14 protein-coding genes are annotated in these 21,261 nt (G+C 50.7%); all 14 read left to right on the top strand.

Translation table 11 applies throughout. The features are described from left to right. Nucleotides 1–48: 48 nt before the first annotated feature. The 14 genes from H5715_RS12780 to H5715_RS12715 all read left to right on the top strand — a co-directional run bounded on the left by H5715_RS12780 (nt 49) and on the right by H5715_RS12715 (nt 21,260). Nucleotides 49–1,575 (top strand): bifunctional ADP-dependent NAD(P)H-hydrate dehydratase/NAD(P)H-hydrate epimerase, encoded by a 1,527-nt coding sequence (locus H5715_RS12780; RefSeq protein WP_075185441.1) that lies wholly within the window; start codon nt 49–51, stop codon nt 1,573–1,575. After that, nucleotides 1,568–2,032, top strand: a complete 465-nt coding sequence (gene tsaE, locus H5715_RS12775) for a tRNA (adenosine(37)-N6)-threonylcarbamoyltransferase complex ATPase subunit type 1 TsaE (RefSeq protein ID WP_075185442.1) — start codon at nt 1,568–1,570, stop codon at nt 2,030–2,032. The genes H5715_RS12780 and tsaE overlap by 8 nt, the downstream gene beginning before the upstream one ends. A gap of 59 nt (nt 2,033–2,091) precedes the next feature. Beyond that, nucleotides 2,092–3,399 carry an N-acetylmuramoyl-L-alanine amidase gene (locus tag H5715_RS12770; RefSeq protein WP_075185456.1) on the top strand — a complete coding sequence of 436 codons (1,308 nt, stop codon included), beginning with the start codon at nt 2,092–2,094 and terminating at the stop codon, nt 3,397–3,399. Between the two features lie 9 nt (nt 3,400–3,408). After that, the gene (gene mutL, locus H5715_RS12765; protein WP_075185443.1) at nt 3,409–5,229 is read left to right on the top strand and encodes a DNA mismatch repair endonuclease MutL; all 1,821 of its coding nucleotides are present in this window, start codon (nt 3,409–3,411) and stop codon (nt 5,227–5,229) included. Nucleotides 5,230–5,282: 53 nt separating this feature from the next. Next, nucleotides 5,283–6,215, top strand: a complete 933-nt coding sequence (gene miaA, locus H5715_RS12760) for a tRNA (adenosine(37)-N6)-dimethylallyltransferase MiaA (protein WP_083608004.1) — start codon at nt 5,283–5,285, stop codon at nt 6,213–6,215. Between the two features lie 254 nt (nt 6,216–6,469). Next, nucleotides 6,470–6,733 carry an RNA chaperone Hfq gene (gene hfq / locus H5715_RS12755; RefSeq protein WP_075185445.1) on the top strand — a complete coding sequence of 88 codons (264 nt, stop codon included), beginning with the start codon at nt 6,470–6,472 and terminating at the stop codon, nt 6,731–6,733. Nucleotides 6,734–6,834: 101 nt separating this feature from the next. Beyond that, nucleotides 6,835–8,172 (top strand): ribosome rescue GTPase HflX, encoded by a 1,338-nt coding sequence (hflX, locus tag H5715_RS12750; RefSeq protein ID WP_075185446.1) that lies wholly within the window; start codon nt 6,835–6,837, stop codon nt 8,170–8,172. Nucleotides 8,173–8,256: 84 nt separating this feature from the next. Continuing rightward, a complete protein-coding gene (hflK, locus tag H5715_RS12745) occupies nt 8,257–9,414 on the top strand; it encodes an FtsH protease activity modulator HflK (RefSeq protein WP_075185447.1) in 1,158 nt (385 codons plus the stop codon). 2 nt (nt 9,415–9,416) lie between these two features. Then, nucleotides 9,417–10,289, top strand: a complete 873-nt coding sequence (gene hflC / locus H5715_RS12740; protein WP_075185448.1) for a protease modulator HflC — start codon at nt 9,417–9,419, stop codon at nt 10,287–10,289. A 373-nt stretch (nt 10,290–10,662) separates the two neighbouring features. Beyond that, nucleotides 10,663–10,851: a DUF2065 domain-containing protein gene (locus tag H5715_RS12735; RefSeq protein WP_075185449.1), complete on the top strand. Its 189-nt coding sequence runs from the start codon at nt 10,663–10,665 to the stop codon at nt 10,849–10,851. Nucleotides 10,852–10,864: 13 nt separating this feature from the next. After that, nucleotides 10,865–12,046 carry an ATP phosphoribosyltransferase regulatory subunit gene (locus H5715_RS12730; protein ID WP_075185450.1) on the top strand — a complete coding sequence of 394 codons (1,182 nt, stop codon included), beginning with the start codon at nt 10,865–10,867 and terminating at the stop codon, nt 12,044–12,046. A 56-nt stretch (nt 12,047–12,102) separates the two neighbouring features. Further along, nucleotides 12,103–13,395: an adenylosuccinate synthase gene (locus H5715_RS12725; protein ID WP_075185451.1), complete on the top strand. Its 1,293-nt coding sequence runs from the start codon at nt 12,103–12,105 to the stop codon at nt 13,393–13,395. Nucleotides 13,396–13,544: 149 nt separating this feature from the next. Beyond that, nucleotides 13,545–14,774 carry a GAF domain-containing sensor histidine kinase gene (locus tag H5715_RS12720; protein ID WP_075185452.1) on the top strand — a complete coding sequence of 410 codons (1,230 nt, stop codon included), beginning with the start codon at nt 13,545–13,547 and terminating at the stop codon, nt 14,772–14,774. A 408-nt stretch (nt 14,775–15,182) separates the two neighbouring features. Continuing rightward, nucleotides 15,183–21,260: a PT domain-containing protein gene (locus H5715_RS12715; protein ID WP_185906530.1), complete on the top strand. Its 6,078-nt coding sequence runs from the start codon at nt 15,183–15,185 to the stop codon at nt 21,258–21,260. Nucleotide 21,261 lies beyond the last annotated feature (1 nt).

The raw sequence follows: 21,261 nt of genomic DNA, 5'->3' as shown, positions 1-21,261 counted from the left end.
AGTAAGTTACGTATAATTTCGCTCAACATTCAGAGCACAGAGCAAGTTATGAGCGATTCTACACTGCCCCAACAACTTTTTCGCGCAGAGCAGGTACGACAGCTGGACAAACTCACCATAGAGGTGGGGGGAGTTCCGGGTATTCAATTGATGAAGCGGGCCGGTCGCGCGGTTTTTGATGCGTTGCTGGAGCGCTGGCCCAATGCTGAGAGAATACTGGTGTGTGCTGGTGGTGGTAACAACGCAGGCGATGGTTATGTGATCGCAGCTCTTGCTGCTCAGCGACATATGGCAGTGGAGGTGTTGTCGATTGCATCGCCCCTGAGTCTTAAGGGCGATGCGCAGCGGGCATACCAATTTGCCTTGCAGGAAGGTGTACTGGTATCAGTGGCGGAGAGCTGGTCGACAAAAATGGCAGATGTCGACGGTAATACGGTTATTGTCGATGCTCTGCTGGGGACTGGCCTAAAAGGATGTGTACGTGAGGATTATTTCACGGCTATCTCTGCGATGAATACCAGTACCGCACCCGTTATTGCGGTCGATATTCCCTCGGGCCTGTGTAGCGATACCGGCACGGTACAAGGGGAGGCGGTGCAGGCAGAGCTCACGGTGACTTTTATTGGATGTAAGCGCGGCCTTTTGACTGGCCAGGCACCTGCATATACCGGCCAAATTCTGTTTGATGACCTCGCTATTGCCAATATTGCAAAACTCGAAAGCGCGTTGGCAGAGGTAAAACCTGATAGTTGGCGTATTTCCACAGAATCATTTAAGCAAAAGTTAAAGCCCCGCCCTGTGGATGCGCACAAGGGCCTGTTTGGTCACGCAATGATGATTGGTGGTGATACCGGTTTTGGTGGCGCAGTCGCTATGGCAGCAGAAGCTTGTGCTCGCTCTGGAGTTGGTCTAACCAGCGTTGCAACGCGGCCCCAATATGTGACGCCGATATTGGTGCGTCTTCCCGAGGCTATGGTCGCGGGTGTCGCTTCGGGGCAGGAATTAGAGCCGCTCTTGAAGCGCCCCAGCGTTGTAGTGATAGGTCCTGGCTTGGGGCAGTCGCCTTGGTCCGAGCAAATGTTGCAGCAGGCTTTCGCAACAAAATTGCCCCTGGTGCTCGATGCCGATGGCCTGAATATTTTGGCTCAGGGCAGGGTTGTGCCGAATGCTCATCGTGAAAATTGGGTGCTGACTCCTCACCCTGGTGAAGCAGCAAGGTTGCTGGGGTGTTCGATTGCCGATATTCAGGCGGATCGTTTTGCTGCTGCGCACCAGTTGCAACAGCGCTATGGCGGCGTGGTGGTATTAAAAGGTGCGGGCACCCTGATTGCCGATGAAGAAAATTGTTATCTCGCCAATGTGGGCAACCCCGGAATGGCCTCGGGCGGTATGGGGGATGTGTTGGCCGGTGTTATCGGCGGACTTATCGCGCAGGGTATGGATCTATTGCACGCGGCGTGTCTGGGAGTCTGTGTTCATGGCGATGCTGCAGACCTGGCGGTGCTGGATGGTGGTGAGCGTGGGTTACTGGCGAGCGATTTAATCCCCTATATTCGAGAATTGCTCAATGCATGAGGTTCAAATGGCGTTGCGTGACGAAAACGCAACGGTTGCGGCGGGCAAAACTCTGGGCGAGCAGCTTGCTGGCGGTGCCGTAGTGTACCTGGATGGGGTTTTAGGGGCCGGAAAAACCACCTTTTGTCGAGGAGTGCTAAACGCTTTTGGGTATTCAGGTGCGGTTAAGAGCCCGACCTATACTTTAGTGGAACCCTATGAGCTGGAGCAGATCAAACTCTTTCATTTTGATCTTTATCGTCTCGGCGACCCGGAAGAGCTTGAGTATATGGGTATTCGCGATTACTTTCAGTCGGGGCATATTTGTTTAATCGAATGGCCGGGAAGAGGTAAGGGCTTTTTGCCAGAACCTGATTTAACCGCTAAGGTAATGCCCGATGGAGATGCACGAGAGTTAACGCTTGTCGCCAGTACCGTTTGCGGTGAGAAAATACTTCGAAGCTTACTCAGCTCATAATTATAATTGGGGAATTGGGAGTGAAGGCGTTGTACGCACTTAGCAATACAGGCAAGACGCTGCTATTCAGCGCTTGTATACTTTTTTGTTGCTCCCCCGTACTGGCTGCAAACATCGATAGCGTACGACTGTGGCGAGCGCCGGATCACACCCGCTTGGTTTTCGATTTAAGTGGCCCTGTAGAGCATTCTGTTTTCCAGCTGAAAAACCCCTCGCGAATAGTGGTTGATATCGGCGGTACTACTAGTAAGGCTTCGATATCTTCCCTGGATTTTTCCGATACTCCTATCAAACAATTGCGTTTTGGAAAGCACAACAAAAATTTGCGAGTTGTACTTGATCTTAATTCGGAAGTGAAGCCCCGCACCTTTGTGCTGCTCAAGCACGGCGATAAACAGGATCGCTTGGTTGTCGATTTATATGATGCGAAAACCGAAACGGTTAAGACGGTGGATCAGGTTGTAACTGTGGATACGGGCAGGCGCGATATTATTGTCGCCATTGATGCCGGTCACGGTGGTGAAGACCCTGGCGCTTTGGGGCCTCGAAAAATTTACGAAAAAGATGTGGTGTACAAAATCAGTCAACAGTTGGAGCGGATGGTCAACGCCGAATCGGGTTATAAAGCCAATATGGTGCGTACTGGCGACTACTATATTCCGTTGCGTGAACGCCGCAATAAAGCGCGAAAAGTGCGTGCCGATATCTTTATATCCATTCATGCGGATGCATTTAAAAATCCGAAGGCAAGAGGTGCTTCGGTGTTTGCGCTGTCCCGCCGTGGCGCCACATCCGAGACCGCTCGTTTTTTGGCTTCAAAGGAAAACGAAGCGGATCTGATCGGCGGTGTTGGTGGTGTGGATCTGGGGACCGTTGATGAAACGCTCGCTAGTGTACTGGTGGATTTGTCTATGACCGCTTCGCTGGCAAACAGCCTGGAGGTGGGTGATAAAGTGTTAAAAGAAATCGGTGGAGTGACCCGCTTGCACAAGCATCAGGTTGAGCAGGCGGGTTTCGCCGTATTGAAATCACCGGATGTACCTTCGATACTGGTGGAAACCGGTTTTATTTCCAATCCCGCCGAAGCGGCAAAGCTCAATACTTTCGGCCACCGCAAAAAGTTGGCGCAGGCCATTTTTAAGGGGGTGAAGTCCTATTTTCACGAAACCCCACCGGCGGGTTCTTACGTTGCCTGGCAAAAAAATGGCGGTGCTAATACTGCCGTTCAGCACACCATATCCCGAGGCGATACTCTCACGGCCATTGCCAGCCGGTATAACGTCAGTGTTGCACGCATTAAAGCGGTCAATAACTTGTCTGGTTCTCATATCAAAATTGGTCAGGTGTTGCGAATACCGACCTCCTAAAGAGATTACATGAATAAAATCCAAAAACTCAGCCCGCGACTGGCCAACCAGATTGCGGCGGGTGAAGTTGTCGAGCGTCCCGCATCAGTTATTAAAGAGCTGATGGAAAACAGTGTGGACTCTGGTGCAAAACAGCTGGACGTGGAAATTGAAAATGGTGGAATTAAACTAATTCGTGTGCGCGATAACGGGCAAGGGATTGGCAAAGATGATTTGCCCTTGGCTTTAAGTCGTCACGCCACCAGTAAAATATTAAGTCTCGATGATCTGGAGGCTGTTGGAACGCTGGGGTTTCGCGGCGAAGCGCTGGCCAGTATCAGTTCGGTTGCTCGTTTAAAACTCACCAGTAACGATGGCGAGAGCGACAGTGGCTGGTGCGTGGAAGCCGAGGGTCGTGAAATGGAGACGCGGGTGACGCCAGCAGGGCACCCGCGCGGTACCTCCGTAGAAGTGCGCGATTTATTTTTTAATACGCCAGCACGACGAAAGTTTTTGCGTACTGAAAAGACGGAGTATTCACGCATAGAAGATGTGCTGAAGCGCATAGCGCTTTCTCGTTTTGAGCTGGGGTTTTCGCTGAAGAACAATGGCCGAGTCATTCACAGCTGGCGGCCCGCAGATGGCCAGCCGGAGCAGGAGCGTAGGGTCGCGCAGATATGCGGTCCGGCGTTTATGGAAAACAGTGTGCATGTGGATATCGAGCGAGCGGGTTTGCGTCTATGGGGGTGGGTCGCGCTGCCAACGTTTTCCCGCAGTCAGGCCGATTTACAGCATTTTTATGTCAATGGCCGAGCTATTCGTGATCGGCTGGTCAGCCATGCCATCAAGCAAGCCTATCAGGATGTGCTTTATCATGGTCGTCATCCCGCTTTTGTTTTGTACCTGGAGCTTGATCCCGCCAATGTGGATGTGAATGTTCATCCCACCAAGCACGAAGTGCGCTTTCGCGATAACCGCTTGGTTCACGATTTTCTATTTCGCAGCCTGCACAAAGCCTTGGCGGATGTTCGGCCATCGGATGCTACCGCAGCACCTTCACAGAGCTATGTCCCGCAGCAGGACGTTGAGCCGGAGCAGGCGAGTTTGGGGTTGGCTGGCCGCAGTGCCTCGGCGCCTTTTGGTGCTGGTGCTCAGCTTCAGGTATCGGAAGCATCGGCAGGCTATCAACCACAGTACAATCCGGCGCCCGCGTTTACGACGCCACAGCCTGAATCGTCTGCAGTTGTTTTCGATGACCAGGGTGATATCCCTCCTCTCGGTTATGCGGTGGCCCAGCTCAAAGGTATTTATATTCTTGCCGAAAATGCGCAAGGCATGGTGGTGGTCGATATGCACGCGGCCCACGAGCGTATTATTTATGAGCGTATGAAGGTTCAGCAGGAGTTGCAGAGCATTCAATCGCAGCCGCTTCTGGTGCCGCAATCGATGGCCGTTAGCGAAAAAGAGGCCGATTGCGCACAGGAGTGCCAGGATATTTTTACCCGTTTGGGTTTTGAGCTGGAAAGAGCTGGCCCGGAGTCGCTGCTGATTCGCCAGCTGCCCGTCATTCTAAATCGCGCCGATGTGGAACAATTGGTAAGGGATGTGCTGGCAGACCTTATAACCTATGGTACAAGCCAGCGTATTCAGCAGAATATTAATGAGATTCTTGGCACCATGGCCTGCCACGGCTCCGTACGCGCCAATCGCAAACTCACGATCGCTGAAATGAATGGCCTCTTGCGCGATATGGAAGCCACCGAGCGCAGCGGCCAGTGCAATCACGGTCGTCCCACCTGGAGCCAACTTACCATGACACAGTTAGACAAGCTGTTTATGCGGGGCCAGTAGTGAGGTCTTCTGTTGCTACTCATATTGCGGGCAAGCCACGCGCAATTGCGTTAATGGGGCCGACGGCTTCGGGTAAAACAGAGTTGGCTATTGCTCTGCATCAACAGGTAGGGGCCGAAATTATTAGTGTCGATTCGGCGTTGGTGTATCGGGGGATGAATATAGGCTCGGCCAAGCCCTGTGCCGATGAGTTGGCAAAAGCCCCGCACAGACTTATTGATATCCGCGACCCTTCAGAGCCCTATTCTACTGCCGAATTTGCCGCCGATGCCCGCCGCGAAATGGAGGTTATTGTCGCCAGCGGGAAAATTCCGCTATTGGTTGGTGGCACAATGTTGTATTTCAAAACGTTGCTGGAAGGGCTGGCCGATATGCCGGCCGCTGATCCGGCAGTGCGCGCGCAGCTGGACGCTGAGGCACAGAAGTACGGCTGGCCCTATCTTCATCAGCAGTTACAGGAGGTCGACCCCGAAACGGCAGCCAATTTACACCCCAATCATTCACAACGCATTTCTCGGGCGCTAGAGGTCTATAGAATAAGCGGCAAACCCATTAGCGAGTGCCGCCAGAAAAATATTGGTGGTTTATTGGATGATTACGACTGGGTTCAAATCGCTATCGCACCAAGGGATCGCAGTATTCTGCATCAACGCATTAGTGATCGATTTGAAAAAATGCTTGAACTGGGTCTTGTCGATGAAGTCAAAGCGCTGTTCGATTGCCCTGGCCTCAATGCCGATCTGCCCGCGATCAAAGCTGTGGGCTACCGACAGGTCTGGGATTTTCTTGCCGGAGAGAATAGCTACGAGCAAATGATCGACAAAGGCAAGGCGGCGACCCGTCAATTAGCCAAGCGGCAGTTAACCTGGTTGCGCTCCTGGGCGAAGGTCAATTGGCTTTATACCCAAAATGAAACCGGCAAATCATTAACGTCACATGAAATTGTGATTAAAGCATTGAGAATTCTGGATCAAACCACCATATAATGGGCATAGGTCTTTTCATTGACGAGAAAAGCCCGTTTCGGGTCAAGAACTGAACAAACCGGCACTTTTTCTGGATGGGTGTTGATTGATCGTGACATTCCGGCCCAAGCGACTATAGTCAATTTATACGCTTACGCTGATTCTACTTAAGTTGATATTTCGTACTGTTATATGTTCTTTTTTAGTGCAAATAGTCATTAACTTATCTAGATAAGTGCCTACTTACTTTTTTGTTCCTTATGAGGAGAATACCCATGTCAAAAGGGCATAGCTTACAAGACCCTTACCTTAATGTGCTGCGTAAAGAGCGCATTCCTGTGTCCATTTACCTGGTTAACGGCATTAAGCTTCAAGGCCAAGTTGAGTCTTTTGACCAGTTCGTAGTTTTGCTTAAAAACACTGTAAGCCAAATGGTTTATAAGCATGCTATTTCTACTGTTGTACCTTCCCGCCCTGTTCGTGTACCCATGTTGAACGCAGAAGCAACCGGTAACGAAGATATGGAGGCTGGTGAATAAGTTAAGAGTTAGAGTGCAAAGCAGTAAAAGCAGGGCCTGGCAAAAAAATATTGTCAAGTTCTCGAACGCTGCTTTTTCTTTGTCTCAACGCGGAGATTTTTTTGTTTTTCGATAGACCTGACTCAGGCGAGCTGGCGATACTGGTTCATCTGGAACTGCCCCAATTTGCAAACACTGACGACCCTAGAGAGTTTGAAGAGCTCGTGCTGTCCGCTGGCGGAGATCCGGTGGAAATGCTCTCAGGTAAACGCTCGGCCCCCCACCCCAAGTATTTTATTGGCACTGGTAAGCTTGAAGAGCTGCAGGATTTGGTTCGAACACATGAAGCGGAGCTGGTGATTTTTAATCACGAGCTGTCTCCAAGTCAGGAACGTAACTTGGAAAAGGCGCTGGAGTGTAGAGTGCTGGATAGAACAGGATTGATCCTGGATATCTTTGCGCAGCGAGCCCGTACTCACGAAGGTAAATTGCAGGTAGAGCTGGCCCAACTGGAGCATATGTCGACACGCCTGATACGCGGGTGGACCCACTTGGAGCGACAGAAAGGTGGTATTGGTTTGCGTGGTCCAGGTGAAACCCAGCTGGAAAGTGATCGCCGTCTGCTGCGCGCGCGCATCAAAACTATTGGTAAGCGGCTGGATAAGGTTCGCAAGCAGCGAGAGCAGGGGCGACGAGCTCGCAGCCGTGCGGATATCCCCACCGTTTCATTGGTGGGGTACACCAATGCCGGTAAAAGCACGCTGTTTAACGCCATTACCAATGCGGGTGTCTATGTTCAGGATCAGTTGTTCGCGACACTTGACCCCACCATGCGCCGCATTAGCCTACCTGATGTGGGTGCTGCAGTGCTCGCCGATACCGTAGGGTTTATTAGTAATTTGCCCCACCGCTTGGTTGAATCCTTCCGCGCAACTCTGGAGGAAGCCGCCAGTGCCGATCTTTTGCTCCATATTATTGATGCTGCTGCAGAAGAGCGCCTGCATAATATAGAGCAGGTAGATCTAGTGCTCGAAGAAATCGAAGCGCACGAAATTCCCCGGCTGCTGGTGTATAACAAAATTGATTTAATGGGCGATATGGCGCCGCGTATCGATCGCGATGATCAGGGGCGTCCCGTTGCTGTGTGGTTATCGGCGCAGCAGGCCGCGAAAGATGGTTCCGGTATCGAGATGCTGTTCACCGCTATAGCTGACTTGCTTACAGAGGACATCTTTCATGAGAGTATCTGTCTACAGGCCTCTATGGGCAGTCTAAGAGCTCGCCTATATCGCCAGAATGCAGTTCAGAGTGAAAACTTCCATAGTGATGGCTCTTGTGAATTAGAGATTCGTTTGCCCGAAGTGGATCTCAAGCGTATGCTTTCAGCCGAAAAAATAAATCTTCAGGCGTTAATTAATTCCAAGGATGAGGGTAGCGGCGTGCAACGGCTCGCCGTATAGGCCTTAAGAATTCAGCTTGGCAGTTGAAAACTGGCAAATCACCTTTATATCGTGTCATCAAATCATAAAAAGACGGAGTAACCTATGGCCTGGAATGAACCGGGTGGTAACAATAAAGACCCCTGGGGGGGTGGCAATCGTGGCAATGACGGTCCTCCCGATCTAGACGAAGCGCTAAAAAAAATACAGAAAAAGTTTTCCGCTCTATTTGGTGGTGGTAAGCCAGGTGGTGGATCAGGCTCTGGTTCAAATAGTGGTTTTGGCCGGGGAATACTGATTATTGGTGCGTTGGTACTGGTTGGTGTTTATCTGGTAGTGGGAGCCGGTGTGGTCAACGAGCAGGAACGCGCTGTTGTTCTGCGTCTGGGTAACTACGACACGACTATCGGTCCGGGGTTTCGCTGGAATCCACCTTTGATAGACAAGATCTATACCGTTAACGTAACCAATGTCCGTCAGTGGCAAACGTCCGAACAGATGCTGACCAAAGATCTCAATATTGTCGATATCAAGCTGTCGGTGCAGTACATCATTGATGATGCCGAGGCTTTTGTGTTGAGAGTTAAAGATCCGGAGGAGAGCTTGAGGCAGGCGACTAACAGTGCTCTGCGTCATGTTGCCGGTTCGACACGCATGCACGATGTGCTTACTGAAGGTCGTGAGCAGGTCGCGTTCGAAGTGCAGGACCGCCTGCAGATGTATCTGAATGCTTACACTACCGGTATTCGTATCGACAAGGTAAACATCGAAGATTCCAACCCTCCACGCCAGGTACAGGGAGCTTTCGATGAAGTGATCGAAGCTCGCGAAGACGAGGAGCGTTATAAAAACCAAGCCCAGGCCTACTCCAACGGTATTATTCCCGAAGCTCGCGGTGCTGCGCAGAGTGTGAAAGAAGAGGCAACGGCCTACAAGCAAAAAGTAATTGCCGAAGCCGAGGGTGAGGCCAAACGTTTTGAGTATTTGTTGGAAGAATACAAAAAAGCGCCCGACGTTACTCGTCAGCGTCTCTATCTGGATGCTGTTGAAGAGGTTATGGCCAATAGCTCTAAAGTTCTGATCGACGTTAAGGGTGGTAATAATCTGTTGTATCTGCCACTGGATAAAATTGTCGGCAACAGCCAGCAATCGGCTGCTCGTGGTTTGAATGCAGCGGAGATCAACACGTTGACTGATCAGGTTAAGGAACAGTTGCGTCAAGACGATAGCGGGTTGAGTTCGCGTCGTAGAGAGGGGAGATAAATATGTCTGTAAGAGCTTTTATTGCATTATTCATTTCTCTGCTGGTGGTAATTATTCTGGCCAACTCGCTCTATATCGTTAATCAATATGAGCGCGGAGTACTGTTGCATTTGGGGCGAGTCTCTAATCCCGACCTGTCTCCAGGGCTGAAGATCAAGATTCCACTAGTTCAGGAAGTGCGTAAGTTTGATGGTCGCATATTGACCTTGGATGCTCGTCCCGAGCGATTCCTTACCGTAGAAAAGAAAAGCATGATGGTGGATAGCTTCGCTAAGTGGCGCATCATTAATGTGGATACCTACTATACGGCGACTAACGGTGAAGAGCTGCGGGCCAAGCGTTTGTTGGAGCAGCGTATCAACGAGGGTTTGCGCAACCAGTTCGCTCAACGGTCACTACAGGAAGTGGTAAGCGGGGAGCGAGACCAGCTGATGGTCGATCTCACCAGTCAGCTGAACGAATTTACTCAGACGTCACTGGGTATCGAGGTCGTTGATGTGCGGGTTAAGAAAATTGATTTGCCTACCGAAGTGAGTGATCCGGTCTATAGCCGTATGCGTGCCGAACGTGAACGGGAAGCCCAGGAGCACCGCTCAATGGGTAAAGAACAGGCCGAAATTATTCGTGCCGATGCTGAGCGTCAGCGTACGATTATTGAAGCGGAAGCTTATCGTGATGCAGAGTTGCTACGCGGTGAAGGTGATGCTCGGGCAGCAGCTATCTATGCGTCTGCTTACAAGCGTGATCCGGAGTTTTATTCCTTCATGCGCAGTCTGAGTGCCTACAAGCGGACCTTTAATAGTAAGGAAGATATCTTGTTGGTTGATCCAGACAGTGAATTCTTCCGTTATATGAAAGATTCCAAAGGTAAATAGCCTATAGAATCGTGGTAAAATCCCGTAACCGGCTCGGTCAGAGCCGGTTTTTTTATGTCCGGGACTGGGGGATACAGATAGCAATCATGGGTTGCGCATTGGTATCCTTGCTCGCCCTGGTACAAAATAGCGCAATACCGGCCGCTATTGGTCTGGAGAGAAAGAGGCTTCTATAAGCTCTTCAGTTACACCAAGCTCCGTGCCATCATGGATTTATCTCCATGATGACCTCTCTGTGAATACCTCTCCCGGGGATGGCCTTGAATCTATGTTGTCGGGGGCTGTTGAGCAGAAGCGTTAAACTGCAGTGCTAATGGTTTTAGCCTCTAGGCTTCGCAAATAATTTTCAACTCTCGAAAAGCAGTTTAAAACTATGTGGGAAGAACTCGGTAAAGCCTTTTGCCTGATGCTGATCATAGAGGGGATATTGCCTTTTCTATACCCTGATCGTTGGCGCAAGCTGGTCGCCACACTGGCGTTTATTGATGATCGGCGCCTGCGAATAATGGGGCTTGTGAGCATGCTAATCGGACTGGCTTTGCTGTTGATAATGACTAATTGAGAAAAACCAAATTATGAGTAGAGTTGACCGCTGGTTGCTGCCAGACGGAATTGAGGAAATGTTGCCTGCCGAGGCGAATAAGGTTGAAAGCCTGCGCCGCCGTTTGGTCGATGGATTCAGACGCTGGGGCTACGATTATGTTATGCCTCCGATGGTGGAATTTACCGATTCTTTGTTAACGGGCTCTGGGCGCGACATTGAATTGTTAACCTTTAAAGTGACGGATCAAATGTCCGGAAGAACCATGGGTATTCGTGCGGATATGACACCGCAAGCGGCTCGAATGGATGCCCACAGTCTTAAGCGAGAAGGGGTTAACCGCCTGTGCTACGCCGGACATGTTCTGCATACTCGTCCGAAAGCGCCGCTGGCATCTCGCACGCCGGTGTGGGCGGGAATTGAGCTTTTTGGTGAAGCGGGAATCGATGCGGATATCGAAGTCGTTAGCCTGTTGCTAGATTCGTTACAAACTGCAGGATTTGAAAAACAGTATCTCGATATCGGCCATGTCGGTATATTCCGGGCATTGGCCGAAGTCGCTGGATTGAGCGAGTCGGAAGAAGAGAGCCTGTTTACGTTATTACAGGCGAAAGCCTCGACAGAAATCCAAAATTGGCTGGATCAGAATGTCGATGATGAGATGGTACGCAGCTGGTTTATGGCGTTGCCAAATCTATCGGGCAGCGTCAGTATCCTGGCCAAGGCCCAGGAAGCGTTTGCCGAAGCGCCCGCTGAAGTTGCCGTAGCGCTGGATGAGTTGGCCGAGCTGGCGGCGGTACTGCAGCCTCGCTACCCGGAAGCACAGCTTTATTTTGATCTGAGTGAGTTACGTGGTTACCACTACCACACGGGTATTGTTTTTGGTGCGTTTGCACCAGGGTTGGGAGAAGCTATTGCCAACGGTGGTCGTTACGATCATATTGGCGAAGCTTTTGGTCGCCCGCGCCCGGCAACGGGTTTCAATGTAGATATCACGGCTGTGAGCCGCGTCGCAGAGGTTGCCGACGCTGAAATTTCCGGTATCTTTGCGCCTTGTGCCGAATCTACCGAGTCTTGGCAGAAAGTATGTGAATTGCGGGCAGCAGGAGAGCGTGTTGTTATAGCTCTTTCTGGTCAGCAAAAACCGTTTGATCATCAAAACTGTGACTACGTACTCGTTGAGTGCGATGGTAAGTTTGAGGTTCAACCAATTTAACAATGGGTGGTAGTTCTGCCGCCGGGATTGATTAGCAAAGAGAGCGTGGGCTAAAAATGGGTAAAAATGTCGTGGTGTTGGGCACCCAATGGGGTGACGAGGGTAAAGGTAAAATAGTGGATCTGCTGACCGAGCAGGTATCCCACGTTGCCCGGTTTCAGGGGGGGCACAATGCCGGCCATACCTTGGTTATTGAAGGTAAAACGACGATTTTACATTTGATTCCTTCCGGTATTTTGCATGAACACGTTACCTGCTTTATTGGTAATGGTGTGGTGCTGGCGCCGGATGCGCTGATGAAAGAGATTCGACAGTTGGAAGAGCAGGGTGTCCCTGTGCGCGAGCGCTTGCGTTTATCTCCAGCCTGCCCGCTAATTTTACCTTATCACGTAGCTTTGGATCAGGCTCGCGAGACTAAGCGCGGTAAAGCTAAGATCGGGACTACCGGACGTGGCATTGGGCCAGCCTATGAAGACAAAGTATCACGTCGTGGTTTGCGCTTGGGAGACCTACTTAATGCCGAACGTTTTGCAGGTAAGTTGAAAGATGTTGTGGAATACCATAACTTTGCGCTTACTCATTACTATGGCGCAGAAGCTGTTAGTTATGATGAGGTTTTAGAGCAGGCATTGGAATTGGCGAAAGAGTTAGTCCCAATGATTGCCGACGTTGTTGATGAGCTACATAACGCGCGTGAGAGTGGCAAAAACATTCTGTTTGAAGGTGCGCAGGGCTCCCTGCTGGATATTGATCACGGTACCTATCCTTTTGTGACATCATCAAATACTACCGCAGGTGGTACAGCGACGGGTTCTGGTTTTGGGCCTCTCTATCTGGATTATATACTGGGTATTACTAAAGCCTACACGACCCGCGTCGGCTCGGGCCCCTTTCCGACTGAACTCGAGTGTGAAGTGGGTGAGCATCTTGGTGTTAAAGGCCATGAATTTGGCGCTACCACCGGTCGTAAGCGTCGCACCGGCTGGTTTGACGCCGTTGCGGTAAAATATGCGGTGCGTATCAATAGCATGAGTGGCATGTGCCTCACTAAGCTTGATGTGTTGGATGGTCTTAAAGAGGTTAAAATATGCGTGGGCTATAAAAATAGCGCTGGTGAGAGTATTACCATTCCGTGCGATGCCGAGGGCTGGGAGGATGTACAGCCCGTGTATGAGTCCATGCCGGGCTGGAGCGACTCCACTGTTGGCGTTAAATCGATAGAGGGATTACCGCAAGCTGCACGTAACTACATCCGTCGTCTGGAAGAGCTAGTGGGTATTACGGCGGACATTATTTCCACAGGTCCAGATCGCGTGGAAACGATTGTACTTCGTAATCCGTTCGAATAGGCCAGTGTTGATTGCCTAATTCTGCTCCCGAAAAAACCGCTGAAAGTACCAGCGGTTTTTTTATGTCTGTAAAAAGAGCATTGGTTGAATGGCTTCTACTATAACTATAATTGGGTTGTGTCAAACACCTCGTATGGAACTCTTTGCTGATGGAATACCCTGCTTTTGTTGAAGATCAGGTCTATAGGGATATGGACACTACTTTGCCCGAAATTGATCAACTCAAAGCGATGCTATCAAATTTAACGCGTGTACATCTGTTGACGGCCAATAAATTTGATAGTTTCGATGACTTGATGCACGAATACCTCGTTTCAGGAATTGAAGTGTTTGGTTTGGAAACGGGTATTGTGAGTGAGGTAACGGAGAATGGCGTCTACCGTATTTGCGATGTGGTTAGCCCAATAGAGCTACTCTGTAAGGGGCAGGAGTTTGCGTTGGAGGATACCTATTGCCGTGAAGTCATAAAAAGCCAGCGCGTTATAGGGTTTCCCGAGGTCGGTAAACTCGACTACATGAACTGTCATCCCGTTTATCAGAACCTGAAGTTGGAGGCTTATCTCTCTGCGCCGATTTATGTGGGGGAAAAATTATTTGGCACTTTCAATTTCACGTCTACGGCTCCGCGGAAAAATGGATTTTCACAGCATGAGCATAATCTAATCATGCTTATGGCAAACTCCATCGGTTCCTTTGTATTGTTGCGGAATAAAACAAACCGCTTACGGGAGTTGAATGAGAGTATAAAGAGGCTTGTCGGCTATGTTGCCCACGATCTGCGAAACCCGATTGGAACGATTATCGGCTATGCCAAAATGGGTGAAAAAACGACGGTTAGCGACGAGCGCCTGCGGGAAATCATAAAAAAAATACGGAAGCCGGCAGAGCAGGCCTTGGAATTTGTCTCCACCATTCTCGAAAATTCGGCTATTACAACGGGAAAATTTAGTTTAAACCTGGAACCGGTTGCCCTGGAAAACTTGTTGCGAGAGGCTGTGGATTCGGTCGAACTATTGGCCAGCGAGGTTGGCATACGTATAGAGCAAAAGAGTCCTGCAGGAGTATTTGTTCAGTGCGATGCCAAACGCCTAAATCAGAGCTTGATGAATTTGTTGATCAACGCAATAAAATACTCGCCGCCGGAATCGTTGATTGTCGTCAATTCGAGTGTGGAGGATGGACACTGTCAACTATCGATCACGAATGAAATTGCTCACACCAAGGATAACGTGGGGAGTCAATCGAGAAAAATCTATGGATCCGTTGGCTTCGGTTTGGAGATAGTGAAGGCTGTTCTAAGTGCTCATGGTTCTGAGTTGAGAGTGACTGACACTGAGGGAATGTTTCGCGCAGAATTTTCGTTGGCCAAAGTGAGCTAAACAGATTTGTGGTGATTGAGGTAGAGACTTTCCTTTTTCTTGCAACAGGTTCGTGGAGATCGTTAGTGTAAAACTCAATAGAATCATTTGTTTCCTGCTAAAACGTTTAGGCTGAAAAAAAGTATAAAATAGTCAATTTTTAATACGAAAATATTTATTTTTCGATTTTTTTATTTCAATAAGTTACTAATTTTAAAAAAGCAGATTCAATAAATTGACGAATTATCCCGTTTTTGTTTTTGCGCTTCTAAGTTATTGATTTTCGGCCCGTCAAATAATTATCGGGTGATCGCGGTTTCCGGCTCTAGGTTTTTGAAAAAATAACGTCCTCTTTTTTACTTCCTATACTTTCTTTCATTGTCCGCCAAATCTCTAAATGTGGTTAATGAAATATTAGGAAAACGCTATATGCCTTCTCTCTCCTCCTTTTCGCTACGTACGCAAAAAAAGGTCTCTAAAATTAAGACTGTTTTTCTCGGTTGCGCTTTGCTGTGGTTGTCCGGTTGCGACAACGGTAGCGATGGGCCGAATACTAATGATGTCGTTGCGACACCTACACCTGCGCCGACAGCTACGCCGGACCCGACACCAGCGCCTGCAATTGCCTTGAAAGGTGCAGCGGTAGATGGCCCTATTGCGAATGCTTCGGTGGCGCTATACCGCCTGGATACTTCACAACCAAATCTACAGGGTGAGCTTCTGGATAACGGAGAAACGGATGCTCAGGCACAATTTAGCGGTTTGGAGATTGGGGCGGATGAAGCTGGCCCTTTCCTGATTGTTGTAACAGCCGATGAGGATACCGTCGATTTAAACACTGGTAATCCGCCCATTATTTCCCAGGTGCGAACGGTGTTAATGGAGGACCGTGTTGGTGAGCCGGTTTATGCCACGCCACTAACAACCATGGCTGTAGCGCTTGCGGTTGCTAAAGCGGACGACGATGGCAGCGTGACGGCAGACGAATTTAGTTCAGGGTTGGACGAAGCTGCGGACGAGTTGATATCGGCCTTGGGATTTGGCATGGGTGCTGAAGTTGATATTTTTTCCGCGCCGCCAATGGTGACGAATGATACAGACACTGACGAAGAGTTAAGCGAGGTTGCGCAGTATCGGACGGCGATATCGGGTGTCGCCGCGATCATTTATCAAATTCAGCAAAATAGCGAATCGGTTTCCACCGACGACGTTATGGAAGGTCTAGCAGACGATTTAAGTGATGGCGATATTGACGGTAAAAATAGTGAGAACCGATCACTCGACAAGTACAACGGAGATGATGCGGCCATTATTGTAGAAACAGACCCAGCCCATTTAATGGTTCCCGGTACGAGTAAAACGGTTGAACAGGTTGAAGAGCTGTTAGATGAAGAAACAGCGGATACCGGCGCCACGGCCGACACATCAAAACTGGCCGATGGTAGCGTGGCCACCACTGCCCAGCCAGCAGAATCGGATACAGACCGTGATAAGGACGGTGTGATCAATTCCGCTGATGATTTCCCCAACGATCCAAGCGAAAGTGTCGATACTGATCGTGACGGCGTTGGTAACAATTCTGACCCCGACGATGACGGTGATGGGGTACAAGACATCGATGACGCCTTTCCTCTGGATAGCCGTGAAAAAATCGATACGGATGGCGATGGTATCGGTAACGCTGCAGACACCGATGACGATGGTGATGGTGTTGCGGATACCGAAGATGATTTTCCACTGGATGCAACCGCCAGTGATGCTTCCGATGTCGATGGGGACGGTTGGCCTGCAGGCCAGGATCCCGACGATGCTAACGCTGATTCCCCTGGCATTGCCTTTATCGATAGCGATGGCGATGGCAAGGGAAACAGTGTTGATACGGATGATGATAACGACGGTGTACCCGATGAACGCGATGATCTGCCGCTGGATGGTGATGAAACAACGGACACCGATGGTGACGGTATTGGCGATGGAAAAGATGATGACATCGATGGCGATGGTGTTGCCAATCATAACAATGGCGATGATCAGCCTAACACCCCGGATACGCGCGCGGTAGATGGCGATGCTTTTCCTTTCAATAGTCGTGAAAGTAAAGATTTAGATAAGGATGGTGTGGGTGACAACGCCGACAGTGATGCCGATGGTGATGGCCTAGCCGACGTAAATGACCCGGATGCAACGAAGAAAGATACCGATGGTGATGGCGTTAAAGATGGTGCCGATGCGCTACCGGAGGATGCAACAGAAATCCTGGACTCCGATCACGATGGCGTTGGGAATAATCGCGATAACTGTAAATTCCGTGCCAACAGCAATCAGACCGATACCGATGGCGACGGCCGGGGTAATGCCTGTGATGACGATGATGATAATGATGGTGTAAGTGACATTGATGATGACTTCCCGATAGATCCGAATGCCTCCGAAGCCACCGATGTGGATGGTGATGGATGGCCCGTCGGGCAGGATACGGATGACACCGATTCGTCCGTTCCAGAAGGCGATTATATCGACTCCGATAGTGATGGTGCTGCTGACAGCGGCGGATTGGCCCCTGACAACGACGACGATAACGATGGTGTCGACGACGAGCAGGATGCCTTCCCCTTTAACGCAGAAGAGTACATGGACTCTGATTCAGACGGCACCGGCGACAATGCCGATGTGGATGATGATAACGATTCCGTTGCGGATGTCGATGATGCTTTCCCGCACGACAGTACTCAGTCTGCAGATACTGATGGTGACGGTGTTGGTGATAGCTTTGATAGCTGTCCTGAAGTAGCCGGTCCTCAGGGGGATAATGATGGCGATGGTACAGGCGACGTTTGTGATAGCGACGATGATAACGATGGCGTTTCGGACGGAGATGACCGCTTCCCTCTCGATGCAGACGAATCCGACGATATTGATGGTGATGGCGTTGGTAATAATACGGATGCCGATGACGATGGTGACGGCGTTAGCGATATCGATGAGCAGGCTTTAGGCACGGATCCGATGCATCGCGATAGCGATAAAGATGGAACTGGAGACGGCACAGATAACTGTCCGATGGTTGCCAATGTCGATCAGATCGATTCCGATGAAGATGGTGTCGGGAATCTGTGCGACGATCCCCCCGATGTTTCTGGTTACTACCTAATGGATATCACCGTGGAGGCCGCCAGCGCTGAGGTTCTCAATGACGACTGGCAGGCCATAGCTAATCAGGACTGCGGGCAGAGTACTGGTGACGTATCTGCGGAAGTGGGCTTGATTTCACAAGAGGGAACAGCGTTTAAATTGCATTTCGCTGAAGACGAGTTCAGGGGCGAGGATGCAGGCCGGGGTACGGTTAATGCGCTGGGTCAGATAGTGCTTGAAGATCATGGTGATCGTCATGAAAGCGAGGGTGTGAAAGAGGAGTCTCACCTGGTTTTTCAGGGCCTGATGAATGCTTCGAGTGGTGTTATTAGTGGCAGTGTGGAAGAGCAGCGCAAGGTCAGCCTCGAGGATGGCACCGTTGCGATTAACTGCCACATACTCATGTCCGTTGTCATGACGCCAATGCCAGAAGTGAGTTCATCTGTGGCGCTCGATGCCTCTGGTGCAGAGGGTGGATTATTCACTACGGGAAGCCATCAGGATTACGAGGGTGAGATGGCTAGCAACGCTATCTCGTTCTGGTACAACCTACTCAATAGCGAGGGTGATAACAGCTTCTCCTGGGATTCCGATATGGCCAATTGGGTCGATATGGGGAGTGAGGATAGAGGTGAGTTGGTACTTACTAATAGCGGTTGGTTACAGAGTTCTCCCGGTATGAGTGTGAATACCAGCGGCGAAATGGCTGTCGTGTCTCGCTTAAGCCGCAGTGGAGTAACGCTCAACAGTTGGAACGTGAGCGCATATGCCCTCTCGGCTTCGGGTAAGTCTATGATGAACCTCGTTGATCGGCACTGGGTACACGAGGGCTTGGTCGATCCTGCCGCAACCTTTGGCGCCGATGTTAATGCTATCGCCGTAAAGGCCATAAGCCAGAATGACACCTATGAAGTGTTTTGTGGCGATGTTGATTGGGCTGGGGTGGAATTGGCCTGTTTGAACTGGATGGCGGCCAGCTGGCCGGAACCCCAAGACCAGAATGTGCCGGTATTGGCCACCTCATTGGCGGAAATGATTCACGGTTATGATGAGTCGATGACGGCTTTCTACCAGGGCGTATGGGTTGCCCGTGATGATAATGGTAGTGAGTTGAGGGCCTACCTTCAGGGCGAGGATACGTCGGGAGCCGAAGGCAGTACTGGCACCGCCAGTTACTATCTGGACAACCACGACGGCACCTTGTCGCCGCTGATGGATGCAGACGGGCAGGCAGTAACATCTGAGTGGATGATTATCGACCCCTTAGCGAACGACGCCGATCTTATCCTTAAATTCGAATTGTCTGAGAAGGTCCTACACGAGTTCGATACCGAGGATGAGGATCCTGGAAGCATTATCCTGGCAGTGGTTGAGGATGCTTCTGATGGTGTGGGCTATGTCCGCGAGGGCCGACTGAGGATGGCGGGTGAGATATACCGGAACGCGGGTCTTAATGCAGCGGGAGGAGCCGCTGTTCGGGCAAATTTTGACTATACAGCGCCTGCTGCACCGACAGGCGAACCCACAGGCGAACCCACAGGTGAACCCACAGGCGAACCCACAGGTGAACCCACAGGTGAACCCACAGGTGAACCCACAGGTGAACCCACAGGTGAACCCACAGGTGAACCCACAGGTGAACCCACAAGCGAACCCACAGGTGAACCCACAGGCGAACCCACAGGTGAACCCACAGGTGAACCCACAGGTGAACCCACAGGTGAACCCACAGGTGAACCCACAGGTGAACCCACAGGCGAACCCACAGGTGAACCCACAGGTGAACCCACAGGCGAACCCACAGGCGAACCCACAGGCGAACCCGTGGCTGGCGACCGCGATGGTGATGGTGTTGCCGATATGGCGGATAACTGCGAGTTGGTTGCCAACTTGGATCAGGCTGACAGTGGGGGCGTTGCTGGGCTAGGCGATGCCTGTGATATAGACGTGGGCGAAATCTTTGGTGTGTACATCGCTGATCTAAGCTTCACCGCAGAGAGCCTGGATTATGACCCAGACACGGGCGTCTGCGCATCAGCTGAAAATGGCACCTTCTTTATGGAAACCTATACCAAGGGCAACCAAGTTTTTATCAAAATCATGGGTGAACATGAGGATAAAGGCCTGGGCGCAGTCCTCGGATCGGACAACAGTCTCACCTTTGTGGGCGGTGACAATTTCTCGGGAGCGGGTAGCTTCTCGCCAGCCGACGATACATTTACCTTCACATTTAATGACTCTCACACTAGCGACGATGGCCTGGTGGAGTGCGCTGCTCAAGGGTCTGTGACCGCAGAAGGGCCCAGTGATGTGGTAGAGCAAACGGCGCTGGCCAGTGGTATTAGCTGGATTGAGGGAGAGGCCTGGGACAGTGATGGCGATGGTGTCATCGATGAGGAATGGTTCGAATACGGAACGATTGCCTCTGGCCAGCTGGAGGTGATGACAGAGTGGGATTCTACCAGTGGTTTGTGGGTCGATCTTAGCTCGGCGGACGCCAGTGAGCAGGGATACCTCAGCTCTGCAGGAATTGTTAGCGCGCAGGATCTGGTAATGGTGGATGGTTTTGTCGATGCTGCCAATGGCGAAACCGCTATAATCAAAATGACCTCCAGTGGAGCGGCTGTCGATTACGAAGTGATGCATGTTGAATTGGAAGCCTTTGATGTCGCCAGCGTACCAGTGCTGGCGCTGTTGCCGGAGTTTGAGTCAGGCCTTGCGGAAACCCTTAACTTCAGTGCTGGCGCAGTGGCTTATGTTGCACATATACAGGCGCAGAACGATGCCTATTCATTCTGGTGCGATGAAGATCACGATGACTGGTTTGAAGCGAACCTGGATTGCGACAATGTTGTCGCCCTGAACTGGGTGGAAACATCCGAAGGTTCGGGCAACTATGATCCAGTCCCTGCTCAGAGCTTGGATGAGGTCATCAACAGTAGCGCAGAGACAAGTGCCGGTTCACTACAGGGCAGTCTCTGGATTGGAGAAGGCAGTGATGCCGCCGGTAGTTATGAGGTTCAAGCCTACTTTGTATCGGCCAATGGCAACGCTTCCGACGCCGCTCATTCGGTTATGTTTGTCCAGCACTATCGTGACAGTGGCGCTTCCAGCCAGCTAGGCGAGGTTGCGGTAACATCGACCACCATAGCCAGTCTTCCGGTGATGTCGTTCAGCTTACCGGAAGATATTGCTCATATGGCAAACGCCGATAGGGATGAAATGGAGCGCTTTATCTTTGAAGAAAGTGTGCTTGAAACCGGCGGTGCAAGCTACGTGCGCCAGGGCCGGGTCAGCCGCTCAGGTATCGCGAATATCGAGCTGCTGTTCAACCAGATAGCCCGTGCCGATGTGACGGATAATTTCTCCCCCTAGC

The sequence above is a fragment of the Teredinibacter haidensis genome, assembly GCF_014211975.1.
GTDB classification, from domain to species: Bacteria; Pseudomonadota; Gammaproteobacteria; order Pseudomonadales; family Cellvibrionaceae; genus Teredinibacter; species Teredinibacter haidensis.
The sequence above is the reverse complement of the archived record's forward strand: the minus strand, read 5'-3'. Positions and strand labels throughout refer to the sequence as shown.

Coding starts and splice junctions, on each gene's coding strand:
- H5715_RS12780 (WP_075185441.1), top strand. CDS start 49: ATGAGCGATTCTACACTGCCCCAACAACTTTTTCGCGCAGAGCAGGTA.
- tsaE (WP_075185442.1), top strand. CDS start 1,568: ATGCATGAGGTTCAAATGGCGTTGCGTGACGAAAACGCAACGGTTGCG.
- mutL (WP_075185443.1), top strand. CDS start 3,409: ATGAATAAAATCCAAAAACTCAGCCCGCGACTGGCCAACCAGATTGCG.
- miaA (WP_083608004.1), top strand. CDS start 5,283: ATGGGGCCGACGGCTTCGGGTAAAACAGAGTTGGCTATTGCTCTGCAT.
- hfq (WP_075185445.1), top strand. CDS start 6,470: ATGTCAAAAGGGCATAGCTTACAAGACCCTTACCTTAATGTGCTGCGT.
- hflK (WP_075185447.1), top strand. CDS start 8,257: ATGGCCTGGAATGAACCGGGTGGTAACAATAAAGACCCCTGGGGGGGT.
- hflC (WP_075185448.1), top strand. CDS start 9,417: ATGTCTGTAAGAGCTTTTATTGCATTATTCATTTCTCTGCTGGTGGTA.
- H5715_RS12735 (WP_075185449.1), top strand. CDS start 10,663: ATGTGGGAAGAACTCGGTAAAGCCTTTTGCCTGATGCTGATCATAGAG.
- H5715_RS12730 (WP_075185450.1), top strand. CDS start 10,865: ATGAGTAGAGTTGACCGCTGGTTGCTGCCAGACGGAATTGAGGAAATG.
- H5715_RS12725 (WP_075185451.1), top strand. CDS start 12,103: ATGGGTAAAAATGTCGTGGTGTTGGGCACCCAATGGGGTGACGAGGGT.
- H5715_RS12720 (WP_075185452.1), top strand. CDS start 13,545: ATGGAATACCCTGCTTTTGTTGAAGATCAGGTCTATAGGGATATGGAC.
- H5715_RS12715 (WP_185906530.1), top strand. CDS start 15,183: ATGCCTTCTCTCTCCTCCTTTTCGCTACGTACGCAAAAAAAGGTCTCT.